The sequence below is a fragment of the Devosia psychrophila genome (assembly GCF_000971275.1).
GTDB lineage: Bacteria > Pseudomonadota > Alphaproteobacteria > Rhizobiales > Devosiaceae > Devosia > Devosia psychrophila.
The window spans coordinates 149028-162571 of record NZ_LAPV01000093.1; the positions used below are offsets into that span (position 1 = coordinate 149028).

Consider the following 13544-nt stretch of genomic DNA (forward strand, 5'->3'; position numbering starts at 1 on the left):
GCCAGGGCGGCAACAAAAACCCGACTTCCAAGGAAGCCGGGTTAGATTAGCTGCAGGCTTGGGTGACTTGGCACCCTGCGTTCAAAGCGGATTAGCGACGACGGGCAACGAGGCCCCAAACGAACAGTACGATGACTGCACCGACAACGGCGCCAATCAGCCCGGCGCCTTCGCCAGGTGCGTACCAGCCGAGTGCCTGGCCAAGATAAGAGGCAACAAAAGCGCCAACAATGCCCAGGATGGTGGTCAGGATGAAGCCAGATGGCTCATTACCGCCAGGCATGATGAATTTGGCGATGATGCCAGCGATGAAACCGATTATGATTGTCCAGATAATGCCCATGACGCTCTCCATGATGTAAGTGCCGGATCAACGTTGCAGAAACCCGCCGGGTTCCCCGGGTTCCATCCAACCTATTTAACCACCCAGCAGTGCTTTTGTCTGCATATGGCATTGGTGGGATCGATAGTGCCATCCGTAGATTATCGCGGCAGTGTCGCAATCGATCACCAAGGAGCGACGCATATGACCCGCGGTATTTCAGTCCTCGTCGTCGAAGACGAAGCCCTAATCATGCTGGACATCGCTGACCAGCTAGAGGCCGAGGGCTTTACGATATACCAAGCCCACAATGCCGACGTCGCCATCGAGCTGTTAGCGGCTCACCCCGACATCCGTTTGCTATATACGGACATAGACATGCCGGGCTCGATGGACGGACTTAAGCTCGCGGCAGCGGTTCGCCACCGCTGGCCACCGGTAAAGATCATCGTGACCTCAGGTCACCGGGCCGTGGAGACTACCGACATGCCGAACGGCAGCGTATTTTTCAGCAAGCCGTACAACCACCATGCCGTGACTGCCTCAATGCGCGAGCTGCTGGAAATCTGACTGGCGGGTGACAAGGGCAAGACAATTTTAACCAGGTGAAATAGGGACGCAAAGCAGGTAGCATCAGGATCGATCTATTGGCATACAAGGGGTACAGCGCGCTTTGTCAGGGGGACAGTGCAAGTTGCCGCGCCTATCAGGATGACCCATGCCCCTCCCCGACGCCTCCCACCCACTTTGGGAACCCAACCACCTTCGCCGGGCCTTACATGCCGCCGGAGTCTCACTTTGGTCCTGGAACGTCGAAAGCGACGCTTTTTCCATGGACCAGCATGGCTTTGCTCTGTGGGGCATCGAGCCCACCCCAACCGTAAACTTTGAAGATTTGTCGGCGAAGATCCATCCCGCAGACAGAGATCGTGTTCGAGAAGCCTTCAATGCGACGCGCGCGCTCGTCGGCGCCTATGAGATCGACTTCCGCATCCTGCTCGGTGACGAGGTTCGATGGGTCTCGGCCCGGGGTGTTGGCAGTGATGAGGGATTATATAATGGCCGGATGGCCGGGGTATTTCTTGATGTAACCGGACGCAAACAGGCTGAAGAAGGCCATGAACTCCTGGCTGGCGAAATGAGCCACCGGGTCAAAAATTTACTGGCGATTGCAGCTGGGCTGACCAACCTTACGTCCCGCTCCACCACGACAGCAAAGGAAATGGCCGAGGAATTGACGGCGCGTCTGGCGGCACTGGGCCGAGCTCATGACGTGGTGCGCCCCTTGCCTGGTCACCAGGGACGCGCTGCATTGCTCGGAGACCTGATCAGTGTCCTGTTGGCCCCTTACGACGACACCGCAGCATTCAGCGGGCGCATTCGCGTCGCTGTACCGAGAATGGGGGTCGGCGAACAGGCCGCAACCACCCTCGCGTTAGTGGTCCATGAACTGGCGACCAATTCGCTGAAATATGGTGCGTTGTCTGCCGAAAAAGGCACTTTGGATATATCGGGCGTCGCTGACGAAGATTTGGTCTGCATAACCTGGACTGAACGCGGCGGCCCCGCTGTCGATGTTCAGGGCCAGGGGGAAGGCTACGGCAGCAAGCTACTGAACCGTGGCGTATCCGGGCAGTTGGGTGGTTCGATATCAACGGAATGGTTTGAAGAAGGAATTGTGGTTTCCCTGAAAATAGACCCGGCCCGCCTGTCAGCCTGATACCGATTTACTTCAAGTTATGCCGACAGGCGAAGAACGGCCGTGTTCACTTCATCTTCCGCTAGCGGCTTTCCGATGCTGGAGCGGGTGCCGATGAAACCGGGCGTGCCCAAGTTCATCGATGTGGTGATGATGACGGGTACGTCCTGCTTCTCGCATTCCTCCAGCACCGCTTCGCAGGTTTCCGAACCAAGGTGAGTATCGACGAAGGCGAAATCGGGGCGTTCACGCCAGAGGATTTCGAGCGCACTGGAGCAGTCTGGTGCCGGTCCAAGAACCTTGTGGCCGTTACGCTCAAGAATGCGCTTGAGCTCGACACCGTGGTCGGCTTCGTCCTCGACGATGAGTATTTTTGAGCCGGTCATGCCCAAGACCCCCGAATTCGGTCGATGATCTGCGAGAGCATAAGCTGCCCCGCGTCGGTGAGGCGCAGCCGGTCTTCGTGCTGGGTTGCGAGGTCTGCGCCAACCAATTCAGCGACGGCGGCTGGATCGGCCTTGTGACCGCTTTTGTCATTTGAGACAAGACTGGAAACGAGGTCGCCACTCTCAAGCTGGTGGTACGCAGCAAAGGCGAACACCGCCAATGCCTTGTCACTGAGATCATTGGGTGTCGTCATGGTTCAGCACTCCTCTCTCAAGGCAACGGTATCGATCGGCAGTCGTTCCCTAAACTGAAACGGGAGAGACTCGAAATGAACACCGCAAATCTTCAGCTTGAAGGCTTGGTTATGGTCATGGCTGGCATTAACCAGGCGCTAGTCGCCAAGGGGCTGTTTTCAACGGCGGAGCTAGACCGGGTGCTGGCTGTTTCGGAACAGACCGCAATGGGTGACGACAGGGTGGCGGAGGATTTGTCACCGTCTAACCGCGACGCGATCGTATTCCCGATTCGCTTGTTGAGGCTGGCCAATAACATGGCAGATGGCGCGGGCGTGCCATCGTTTAGCGAGCTTGCGCGCATGGTCGGCCAAAGTAAGGGTCCGCATAACGATCAACTGTAGGCGGCTATCTGGATCGTTTTGATCCGCGCGCGGCCCCGCCACTGGCATTACGGTCAGGAGAATGGCCCCGACCATCCCGCCGATGGCTAGCAAACCGACCGGCGTGATTTCGGCGTCAACCTGGAAACGCGCGCTTCGCCAGGTCAAGCGGATGGAAGCGCGGACCGGGCGATTGGCGTGCTGCAGCTTTGCGGGCAATCCGTCATTGCGCGTATCGTCCAGCGCGTCGCCTTCAGAGCTCATGTTTTGGTACCCGAGCCGCCGTTAGTGCGGGTGTGATGCTATCCGGGTCGTTTGGCAGGGGCACATACCCCTGTCCCATCAGCCAGTCCCGGACGACAACGTTGATCGCATCTTCGTGGGTCATCTTGCCACGCGGCGGCTCGTTTCGATCATCGATGAACTGCTCAAGGCCATCGAGAAGCTCATCGTCGATGTGAACGGTCATCATTGTGGACCCGATCCCCTGTTTTTTGGGCGCGGCGGCGCCGTGAAGTTATGGGTGTAGGAGTTTGGCCCGATGTCAGGTCCTTTGCGGGGCTTTACTCCGCCAGGACGCGGGATCTTGTCATAGTCCTCTTCGGCCGAGGGGTGGGGGTCGGCAACGTCATTGCGGACACCGCGCTGCTCACCTGTCGGCAGACCATCGTGGCTCTCGCGGCTCATTTCGAAGTCAGCTTCTTTTCAACGGCACTGCGGCTGCTGCCGGCGGACTTCAGTGCGTCTTTCACGTCGGATTTGGTCGCACCAGTTTTGCCAGCCTCGTATTTGACTTCGTGGTCCTGTCCACCGGCCACTTTCGAGCGATCCTGCTTGGTGTTCGACATGGGTTTTCCCTCTGGTTGTCGTTAAGCCCAACGCTGAGCGGGCGCGAAGGTTCACCGTCGGCTTCGGTCAGGCGGAACGCTTTAGCGCACCGAACATTCAGCAGGGGTCTGGCCTGGGAGGATGGTTATGGGTGCGATCAAGCGCTTCTCTCGCGGCAATGAGCTGATCCTTGCTTTGGTGGCCGTGTTTCAGCCCACTCCCAGCAGGATCGAATATCGGGGCCAAGCGCGGCTGTGGTTCGAACCCTTCCAAAATTGGCAGTCCGAGTTCGTATCGACAGCGGTCATCGAAGTGCTGTCCATCGTTCGACACCAGGGCTCGCCTGAATCCGCGCCGGTGGCGGCTCCCCACTCAGACACTGGTCACTAACCCGAGTTTTCCTATGTTGCGTCATACCTCCCAAATGATTTCGCGTAGCCATAAAATGCGCTTTGGAGCGGAGCCCCGTGACGGCGGCACCCGCTTCAAGATATGGGCCCCAAAGTGCAAGTCGATGCGACTCAAGATCAAGGGACGTCGAACGCTGCTGGAACTCGAAGCCCAGGACGACGGGTGGCACCGCCTTGATGTCGATGGCGTCGAGCCCGGCGCGCTCTACAAATATGTGCTTCCGGATGACTCCGAAATGCCCGACCCAGCGTCGCGTCATCAGCCCGATGACATCCATAGCTATAGCGAAGTTATCCAGCCCCGGGACTACGTCTGGACAGACGCACAATGGGAAGGGCGGCCTTGGGAAGAGGCCATCATTTATGAACTCCACATTGGCACTTTTACCGAGGAAGGAACTTTCCTGGCGGCGATCGACAAACTCGACCACTTGGCGACGCTGGGCATAACAGCGATCCAGATCATGCCGCTGGCCGAGTTCCACGGGAGGTTCAACTGGGGCTATGACGGCGCCATGTGGTTCGCACCAGATTCGACCTATGGCCGCCCGGAAGACCTCAAGGCCTTCATCGATGCGGCTCATGGCCAGTCGATCATGGTGTTCCTCGACGTGGTCTACAATCACTTCGGACCGCATGGAAACTATCTGCCGGCGATTGCTCCAATCTTCACCAAAAAGCACAAAAGCCCCTGGGGCGAGGCCATCAACTACGATGGGGCGGATGCTGCTGTGGTGCGGGAGTTCACCATCGAAAGCGCCCTCTACTGGATCATAGAGTTCAATTTCGACGGCCTTCGCTTTGATGCGGTTCAAGCTATTGCGGACGACAGCCCGACCCATATCCTTGAGCAGCTTGCATCAAGAATTCGCGCAGCGCGCTCGCACCGCCACACCCACCTGATTTTGGAGAACGCAGCGAACCAGGAGACCTGGCTTCGGCGGAACAGCGACTTGGAGCCAGTTCATTACACGGCTCAATGGAATGACGACGTTCATCACCTGCTGCATGCGGCCGCAACGGGCGAGAATACGGGATACTATGCTGATTTCGATAACTTGGAAGAACGCTGCGACAAGCTGGGCCGTGCGCTCGCGGAAGGGTTTGCCTATCAGGGGGAGCTAAAACCGCATGAAGGGATGAAGCGCGGTCACGCCAGTGCCGGGCTGCCCTCGACTTCGTTCGTGGTTTACATGCAGGACCACGACCAGATCGGCAATCGCATCAAAGGCGACCGCATCACCGAACTGGCCAATGAGGATGCTATCAAGGCGCTGAGTGCGGTCTATCTGCTTTCACCGCAGATACCGATGCTGTTCATGGGTGAGGAGTGGGCGAGTGCAGCGCCGTTTCCCTTTTTCTCGGATCTCCCAGTAAAGCTTCGAGACGTCGTTCGCAAAGGACGTCAGGAGGACCTGAAGGGCACTCCGGAGTACGAGGATCCTGGGAAGCCGAACGTCGAAGAGGCAGTCGATCCGACAAGCCCCAAGACCTTCGCATCTGCCAAGCTGGACTGGCAAAATCTTGCGAGCGAACACCATGCGTCATGGCTCGCCCACTATCGCGCGTTGATCGATATTCGAAAGATGGAAGTCATACCCCGCCTTGTTGGGCAAGAGGGCTTCGCATCTCGGTATGAAATCCTTGGGCCGAATGCCGTCTTGGTCAGCTGGAACATGGGCGATGGCTCGGTTCTCCGGCTTTACGCCAATCTCGACAATGATGCCAAAGGTGACATCCCCGCTGTGCTGGGACGCCCCGTTCATCTGGAAGGGTTTGCCGATCAGGGCCGGCTGGGACCGTGGAGCGTTTTATGGACGGTTGAAGTGTGATGGGTGCCGCCCACAAGATCCAGGATGCCGCTGAATAGGCAGAATTCGCGGGGAACAGAGTGGCGCTTTGATCATTCAGCCCGCCTAGGCTTGGACCTACCTATCGTTGTCGTCATGCCGTTTTTAATCGGCGCCCTGCAGGGGGCCAGCGGTCTGGAGTGGACGGTAGGGGTGGCTTCGTATCTGGCAATGCTTGTGGTGGTGTCAGGCTTGGCGGCGCTCTACCGTTGGGGACCAGGTCGCCGGAACGCCAAGTGGCGCTGGATAACGCCGGGAACGGTGCTGTCGGTTGTGGCACTAGGCATCACATCGATCCTTTTCTCCTGGTATGTGTCCAATTTCAGCGATGACAATGCCACCTATGGATCCCTCGGCGCCGTAATCGGCCTGATGTCATGGCTCTGGATCTCGGTAACCCTGGTTGTTATCGGCGCCGAACTCAACTCCGAAATCGAGCATCAGACGGCTCGCGATTCAACCACGGGGCCAGACAAGCCGCGCGGCGCGCGTGGCGCCAAAATGGCCGACACCGTCGGCAGGGCCTGGCCGTTGGACCGTGAAAAAGTTGAAGCTGAACCCGCTAACCCGCTACGCAAGAAACGGCTCTCTCTCGGTGCGCTGGCATTTGCACTGCCTGCTGCAGCCGCTCTTCGTTACGCGGCGCGAAGACGTCGCTAACCGCCCCGTACCTTCTGAAACGGAGCGATTGGCAGTTCGCAATCATCGACGCCTCGATGTCTGGGGCGCGCATCGCGGCCATTAAGCCGCAACTGGCCCTCGTCGATAAGATTATCAGAGTTCAATTCTCAATCGGACTGGGTGCGTGTGCAACTGGCGCGGGCCAGGCTCGTTTCTGCGGTGCAACAACACGGAATACCTATGTCCAGCATCATTAGCTCCTCACCTTCGATCCTCCCCGGCGACTACACTGTTTTGGGCGCCAACTGGGATGGCGAAGGCACCAACTTCGCGCTGTTCTCCGCCTATGCCAGCCGGGTTGAGCTGTGCCTGTTCGATGAAGCCAGCGGCGCCGAAGTCGAACGGATCACCCTGCCCGAATATACCAACGAGATCTGGCACGGATATCTGCCCGACGTCGGACCAGGGACATTGTACGGCTATCGTGTGCATGGCCCGTTCGAGCCAAGCCAGGGCCATCGCTTCAATCCCAACAAGCTGTTGCTAGACCCCTATGCGCGCGAATTGGTGGGCGATGTGCAATGGTCTCCCGCCCATTTCGGCTATAACGCCGATGCGGAGGAAAAGGACCTTTCGTTCAACGAGCAGGACAGCGCCTCAGTCACGCCCAAGGCGCGGGTGGTCGATCCGCGCGCCTATGACTGGTCGGGCGACAGCAAGCCCAATCTCGACTGGGCCAAGACGATTTTTTACGAAACCCACGTCAAGGGCTTTACCCAGTTGCACCCCGCCGTGCCGCAAGAATTGCGCGGCACTTTCGAGGGTTTGGCGCAGCGTGAGGTGATCGACTACATCAAGTCGACTGGCGTCACCTCGGTGGAGCTGTTGCCGATCCACGCTTTTCCCGATGATGACTTTCTGCTGCAGAAAGGCCTGCGGAACTATTGGGGCTACAACACGCTGGGCTTCTTTGCGCCGGCCAGCCGCTATTATGGGCCCAACGGCATGAACGGGTTGCGCAACACGGTGCGCGCCTTCCACGATGCCGGGCTCGAGGTGATCATGGACGTGGTCTACAACCACACCGCCGAAGGTAACGAAATGGGCCCGACGCTGTCCTGGAAGGGCATCGACAACTTCTCCTACTACCGCACCATGCCCGGCGATGCGCGCTACTACATCAACGACACCGGCACCGGCAACACGGTCAATACCAGCCATCCGCGCGTCATGCAGATGATCACCGACAGCCTGCGCTATTGGTCGGAAGACATGCATATCGACGGCTTCCGCTTCGATCTCGGCACTATTCTCGGTCGCGAGCCGGAAGGCTTCGACCAGCGCGGTGGATTCTTCGATGCGGTTGGGCAGGATCCTGTTCTGGCCAAGGTCAAGCTGGTGGGCGAACCGTGGGACATCGGCCCCGGCGGCTATCAGGTCGGCGGCTTTCCGCCCGGCTGGGCCGAGTGGAACGACAAGTATCGCGACACTGTCCGCGACTACTGGAAGAACACCGATCACACCTCAGGCGACTTCGCCGCGCGCTTCACCGGCTCGGGCGATGTCTATGACAAGCGCGGCCGCCGACCCTGGGCGGGGGTCAACTTCCTCACCGCGCATGACGGCTTCACCCTGCATGACGTGGTGTCGTACAGCGAGAAGCACAATGACGCGAACGGCGAGGACAACAACGACGGGCACAACGATAACCGCAGCTTCAATTACGGCGCCGAAGGCGAGACCGACGATGAAAACATCGTGGCCACCCGCGAACGCCAGAAGCGCAATTTCCTCGCCACACTTTTCCTGTCACACGGCACGCCGATGCTGCTGGCCGGCGACGAATTTAGCCGCACTCAGGGCGGCAACAACAATGGCTATGCCCAGGACAGCGAGATCAGCTGGATCAATTGGGACTTCAACGACAATGCCAAGGCGCTGACCGAGTTCGTCCGCAAGCTGGTGGCCATCCGCAATGCCCAGCCGCTGATCCACCGCGACAACTGGCGCGATATGATGAGCGTCACCTGGTACAATCCGGGCGGCGGCGAGCAGCAGGCCGCCCACTGGCTCGATGCCGGCGCAACGACGCTGGGTATCCGCCTGTCGCGCGATGACCTCAAAGGCCAGGACGGCATCTGGTGGGAGCTGGTCGTGCTGTTCAACCCACACGACGGCGAGGTGGATTTCGTCGTCCCTGCGCGCGCCGATGATGAATCGTGGACCGTGGAGATCGACACAGCGTCCCCGGAGCATTCCGAGCGCTCGGTGAAGGGCGGCGAGGCTATCAAAATGGCGCCGCGGTCACTGTTGCTGATGCGGTAACGGGACGCCGGCCGCTCGTGTCCCTAGCGGTCGGCAATACCTTCGCGAACGACGGCTGTTGCTGCCGTACAGCGTTCAGCCGCAGTCTCCTGCGCGGTGCGCAACGCAGATTGCCTGTGACATAGGATGATTGAAACACACCGAATCCATATATGGCGCGGGGGGCGGTGTCCCGTCATCCACATAGTGCAAATAGTTGAATTCCGGCGACGCTAGCGAAGCCTCGCCTACGCCGGTTTGGGCAAAGGGTACATCGCGGTGCAGATAGACATAGCCTGCCGTATACCAGATTAACTCGGACGTGATCACGCCGCAAAGATCATCCTGCTGAGCCAAATAGCGCATCGCAGCGATCTCATTGTCTTCCTGCTGCTGGAACAGAATTTGAAATCTGGCCTGGTTCGGTATCGCGATGACGGCGCAGACCAGAACTGGAAATAGTGTCCCGATCCATGCCAGCCCACGCGGCTGGATATCCGTCGCGATGCTGCGAGCGAGATAGGCAACGGCCCAGGCCATCGCTATGGTCATCAGCAACGTGGCTGGAAAGTAAAAGCGGTATTCTTTGTGCCCGATAAAAGAAAAGGCCAACACCACCAGTATCGCCGGCAAGGTTAGCCGCCAGTGCTGCCTTATCGTCACCAGCACGATGCCGGCCCCGACGCCACCGGCCACCGCTCCCCAATTAAACACCATGGACTCGAGATAGGTGTACCAGGGACTGGTGCCGAAGGTCGCTGCCACGCCATCGAAGATATTGCGCCACAGGTTCAACCACACATGCTGAAACGGCCATAGACCGGTCGCCATGTCGAACACCGCAACCACCAGCAGCCAGAGGCCGACAAAGATCAGGCTGAGTTTTTTGTCGCGTGCGCTCATCAAAACCCAGGCAGAAATCGCGATCACCGCCAGCGCCGGCGCCAGGTGAAACCGCAGGCTGAATGTCAGCACCAGCAGCCCCGTCCAGACCACCAAAGAACGCCACGACCAGCGAATTGCAAAAGGCAAGATGGCGCACAACCCCAGAAATGGCGCCGAAATGCTGTCCGAGAGCGTATTACTTGAGAGGGCGATGTTCTCGTACCAGAACATCGGAATGGCACAACTTAGCGCGGCGATGAGCCCCCCGAAGCGCCTGCTTAGAACCACGAACAGATACGGGAAGGGCAGAACCGAAATTGCCGCCACCATAATGTGGATCGCAGGCATATAGACATCTGGTCCGCCCCCAAACCATGACGCCACCCGCATCGGCAGCGACAGGAAAAGCGGCAGGCCCCACCATCTGATACCTTCCACATATTCCCATGGCACAAGGCCATAGCCGAACACCACGCGGTGGCTTTGCTCGATGGTCTGGAAAATCTCGTCGGGGTGGTGGATGAACTGCCCGCCCAGCGCGATGCCGACGCGGACTGCAAGCGCTACAGCGAACAGGATCCAAAACAAAAAAGTCCCCAGAGTCGTTGTCCGCCTCTGCGCACTCCCGGACACCACCGGCGCCCTCGTGCCACTTTCCCCACCCGCCATTTGCCCGCCCGCCACGCCACAGACCCAAAATCTGGCGTGAACCTAGCATCACTTCGATAACAATCGTTTTGCAGAGCAGAGGTCTAGCTAATGCTTACCGCGAGTTTCATCTCGCGGCACGGCACTTCGAGATTCAGGCTCTCCAAAAGCCACACTTCCAGACGTGCAGACTTATGGTTTACGGAGGTTATGGAGAAAGCCGCGAATGTTGGGGAACGCGTTCAACATGACTGCGTCAAGAGAAGCATGTGCATCACACACACGCGCTATCTAACGTCTGGAGCTATTGACGAGTTAGATGGTGCCCGGGACCGGCGACGATTGTCAAAATCGAACCAGTCAAAAAACCAATTATATCCAACGTCATCAACGATTTAATAGAGTGCTATCTTCCTCTACAAAATTCGCAGCGTGTGCCTGACGTGCTGCGATTGTGTGCCCGTGATAACGGGACTAACGACATGATGCAAGGTGCCAAGATCATACGATCGAACAGCCCAATAACTATATACCCAGGATTTGGAAGCGATTAGCTGCCGCGATGAGCAGTGAGGCGTGGGATGCAGTGTTCAATGAGTTGTTAGTAGAATGGAAAAGAAATGGCCGTTCCATTGCGCTCTCTGATTTGCACCGATTTCTTGCGGATATGCACATCGGAGTTTCAAATGGACGTTAAGGCATTTGTTGGCCACAGCTTCACTCCCGATGACGCGGACCTAATAAGACAGTTCACTGATTACTTCACCCAAGTTGCAAACATGGGTGATGGTTTTTCTTGGCACCATGCTGAGCCCGCCGAACCCGCTGAACTAAAGCAAAAAGTCATTCGCATCTTTGATCAATGCAACACCTTCATTGGGATTTGCTCTCAAAAAGAGTACGCGTTTTCCCCGTCAAAAAGAGCAAAAGCGCCGTTCCAACCATCGAAGTCATTTGTGAAAAATGACGATCTATCTTGGAAGACTTCCGACTGGGTAATCCAAGAGATTGGGTACGCGGTAGGCAAAGGTATGAAGGTAATCATCCTTCTTGAGGAAGGGGTTCGTCCGCCGGGCGGTCTGCAAGGCAATGTCGAGTACATTTCGTTCAATCGAGCATCACCAGAGAAGTCGTTTGGAAAATTTTTGGAAATGCTCAAGGCGCTGCGAAGCCCTGATGATAAGGCGCCTAGCTCAGCACTAACTGTGGTGCCAACCAGCATCGCCGCCGACGTGGTCGCGATTGACGACACTAACAGGAACGTGCGGGAAGAGCATTGGCTGGATGGCCCAATCTCCGCAGATTGGGACTTGGACAAGTATCGCTTTGCCGTTCGAATTGGTGGGTATGAGAAGGACATGCTGCGGATTGATGAACTGGTGAGTTCTTTTTCCGGCATGTCACACACGAAGAAAGACAAAGCGATTTTCGACGCGATTGTCTTGAGTGCGCGAATGGAAAACGGTCTCGGAGGGACCCTGTCCGAGCTAAGGACAATTAGCGATGAAAACCCGGGCGCAACAGAGATTGCAGCAATATTGGCGAGATCACTAGCGCATTTTGGAGAAGATCACGAGGCCGCCAAAATATTCACAGCCGCCTCCCAAGACGCATCGCAGGATTTGCTTAGCACGCTCGAAATGATTAGAGGCGCCGGGTATCATTTTGCTAAGGCTGGAAACGCCAACGAAGCATGGTCCGCTATTGATCGGCTAAGAACACTAGCGCCTACAGAAGGGTACGAAGAGCAGACTTTAGTTGCTGGCGCTATCCGCGATGTAGCAGAGATTTTAGAGATAAAGCCACTTTACCTAGCTTCACTTGAACGCCTAGCAACATTGGCCCCGGACAACGAAGACACCCGCTTCCAATTGGCATACCAGCATTCGATGAATGGAAACGAAGATCTTGCACTTGTAAATTATGTGCGCATTTCTCCCGCCGACAGAGGCTCAATGACTTGGAACAACTTGGGTGTTGCGTATGGTCATCTAGATTTAGAGACGTTAGCCGTCGATGCTTATCAAACTGCCCACAATATGGGTGAGACCTTAGCTACCAGTAATCTAGGCAATCAGTATTTAAAGGGCGGCTTTGCGAAGATCGCCCGTGAACTCAGCGTCACGGCTCTTCAAAATAAACATCCCCATGCCAACCTAATAGACACACTCTCGCGGGCAGAAAAAGCACAAAAAAACGAAGAGGCTACGGTAATACGAGCAGTTGAGCATGCGGCTCAGAAGGCGTCCTTCTTTAAAGAACTCGGCACTTCGATAGTCTCCAAAAGTTCAGATGTTAGCAAGTCGCACTGGATCGGTGAGAAATACTCCCTAACTTTGGCTTCACAGGATAGCAGATTTTCCGCCAGTGGAAGTTATGAGACAGAAGCGACTAGCGGCCTCTCGGGTTTGATGATCAGTTCACCAACTCAGAAAGTCCTTCATAAGGTGACTATAAAGGGTTCCGTTTATGGTCGATCGGTTGTCGCCAAAAGAAGCGTTGAGAATGATCGTAAGTCGCAGTCGCTTTTTACGGATAACGTCAGCAAACAAAATGTGATCCTATACTTCAATGAAGCACAGGATGTAATTAAGCTTATGACTTGGGCGGGAGAGGTGGTGGAAACATTTAAACGGGTTATTGCGTCTGAGCTTGAGGGGTAATCGGAGTACGAGCGACAGGGCCTAAAAATGACCCAAAAATGTGAAGGGCCGAACTCGACGGTCGTTGAGCCCCGCACCCCCCCCCCCGGCGGTCCCGTTCACCTCACCATTGGAGGCAGACGATGAAACTGCCTTGGCTTTTGAAGTCGGGCCAGACTTCGGGGTCTTGGCACACGGTCCTGCCACCCTGTTGAACAGTGTACCCGTACCCTTGCAGCACTCCATTGGTATTCACGCTGGCGGCTACTTGGGCCAGCACCCCGCCTGCTCCGGCATCATCAGGCCACAGACCATCCAGAATGCAAACTTAC

13 protein-coding genes and 1 pseudogene are annotated in these 13544 nt (G+C 56.9%); 8 read left to right on the forward strand and 6 right to left on the reverse strand.

The annotated features are described in order from the left end of the window. Positions 1–91 precede the first annotated feature (91 nt). Complete coding sequence (locus WH91_RS09395; protein WP_046170735.1) at positions 92–343, reverse strand: GlsB/YeaQ/YmgE family stress response membrane protein; 252 nt, start codon at positions 341–343, stop codon at positions 92–94. A gap of 183 nt (positions 344–526) precedes the next feature. Between WH91_RS09395 and WH91_RS09400 the strand changes: the two genes are divergently transcribed. Beyond that, positions 527–892 carry a response regulator gene (locus WH91_RS09400; protein WP_046170736.1) on the forward strand — a complete coding sequence of 122 codons (366 nt, stop codon included), beginning with the start codon at positions 527–529 and terminating at the stop codon, positions 890–892. Positions 893–1040: 148 nt separating this feature from the next. Further along, on the forward strand, positions 1041–2042 hold the full coding sequence (locus tag WH91_RS09405) for a sensor histidine kinase (protein WP_046170737.1): 1002 nt from the start codon (positions 1041–1043) through the stop codon (positions 2040–2042). Between the two features lie 17 nt (positions 2043–2059). Here WH91_RS09405 and WH91_RS09410 read toward each other — a convergent pair whose 3' ends face one another. Together WH91_RS09410 and WH91_RS09415 are read right to left on the reverse strand one after the other, a co-directional pair. After that, on the reverse strand, positions 2060–2407 hold the full coding sequence (locus tag WH91_RS09410; protein WP_052952709.1) for a response regulator: 348 nt from the start codon (positions 2405–2407) through the stop codon (positions 2060–2062). Continuing rightward, the gene (locus WH91_RS09415) at positions 2404–2661 is read right to left on the reverse strand and encodes a hypothetical protein (RefSeq protein ID WP_046170738.1); all 258 of its coding nucleotides are present in this window, start codon (positions 2659–2661) and stop codon (positions 2404–2406) included. Before WH91_RS09415 ends, WH91_RS09410 begins: the two co-directional genes overlap by 4 nt. A gap of 75 nt (positions 2662–2736) precedes the next feature. Here WH91_RS09415 and WH91_RS09420 point away from each other — a divergent pair, with 75 nt between their 5' ends. Beyond that, a complete protein-coding gene (locus WH91_RS09420; protein ID WP_046170739.1) occupies positions 2737–3045 on the forward strand; it encodes a hypothetical protein in 309 nt (102 codons plus the stop codon). 232 nt (positions 3046–3277) lie between these two features. Here the strand turns inward: WH91_RS09420 and WH91_RS09425 are convergent, their stop codons facing one another. Both WH91_RS09425 and WH91_RS23350 read right to left on the reverse strand, forming a co-directional pair. Further along, positions 3278–3496, reverse strand: a complete 219-nt coding sequence (locus tag WH91_RS09425; RefSeq protein WP_046170740.1) for a hypothetical protein — start codon at positions 3494–3496, stop codon at positions 3278–3280. Between the two features lie 211 nt (positions 3497–3707). Continuing rightward, positions 3708–3872 carry a DUF3606 domain-containing protein gene (locus WH91_RS23350; RefSeq protein ID WP_074797298.1) on the reverse strand — a complete coding sequence of 55 codons (165 nt, stop codon included), beginning with the start codon at positions 3870–3872 and terminating at the stop codon, positions 3708–3710. A 190-nt stretch (positions 3873–4062) separates the two neighbouring features. Between WH91_RS23350 and WH91_RS09430 the strand changes: the two are divergent. The 4 genes and pseudogenes from WH91_RS09430 to glgX all read left to right on the forward strand — a co-directional run. Then, positions 4063–4242: pseudogene (locus WH91_RS09430) on the forward strand (DUF6766 family protein); the annotation flags it as partial. Positions 4243–4297: 55 nt separating this feature from the next. Continuing rightward, the gene (gene treZ, locus WH91_RS09435) at positions 4298–6094 is read left to right on the forward strand and encodes a malto-oligosyltrehalose trehalohydrolase (RefSeq protein ID WP_046170876.1); all 1797 of its coding nucleotides are present in this window, start codon (positions 4298–4300) and stop codon (positions 6092–6094) included. A gap of 24 nt (positions 6095–6118) precedes the next feature. Further along, positions 6119–6772, forward strand: a complete 654-nt coding sequence (locus WH91_RS09440) for a YihY/virulence factor BrkB family protein (protein ID WP_082102082.1) — start codon at positions 6119–6121, stop codon at positions 6770–6772. Positions 6773–6973: 201 nt separating this feature from the next. Next, positions 6974–9058 carry a glycogen debranching protein GlgX gene (gene glgX / locus WH91_RS09445; protein ID WP_046170742.1) on the forward strand — a complete coding sequence of 695 codons (2085 nt, stop codon included), beginning with the start codon at positions 6974–6976 and terminating at the stop codon, positions 9056–9058. Positions 9059–9133: 75 nt separating this feature from the next. Here the strand turns inward: glgX and WH91_RS09450 are convergent, their stop codons facing one another. Further along, positions 9134–10606: a glycosyltransferase family protein gene (locus tag WH91_RS09450; RefSeq protein ID WP_144408359.1), complete on the reverse strand. Its 1473-nt coding sequence runs from the start codon at positions 10604–10606 to the stop codon at positions 9134–9136. A 650-nt stretch (positions 10607–11256) separates the two neighbouring features. Here WH91_RS09450 and WH91_RS09455 point away from each other — a divergent pair. Then, positions 11257–13233, forward strand: a complete 1977-nt coding sequence (locus WH91_RS09455; RefSeq protein ID WP_074797295.1) for a tetratricopeptide repeat protein — start codon at positions 11257–11259, stop codon at positions 13231–13233. Positions 13234–13544: the final 311 nt, after the last annotated feature.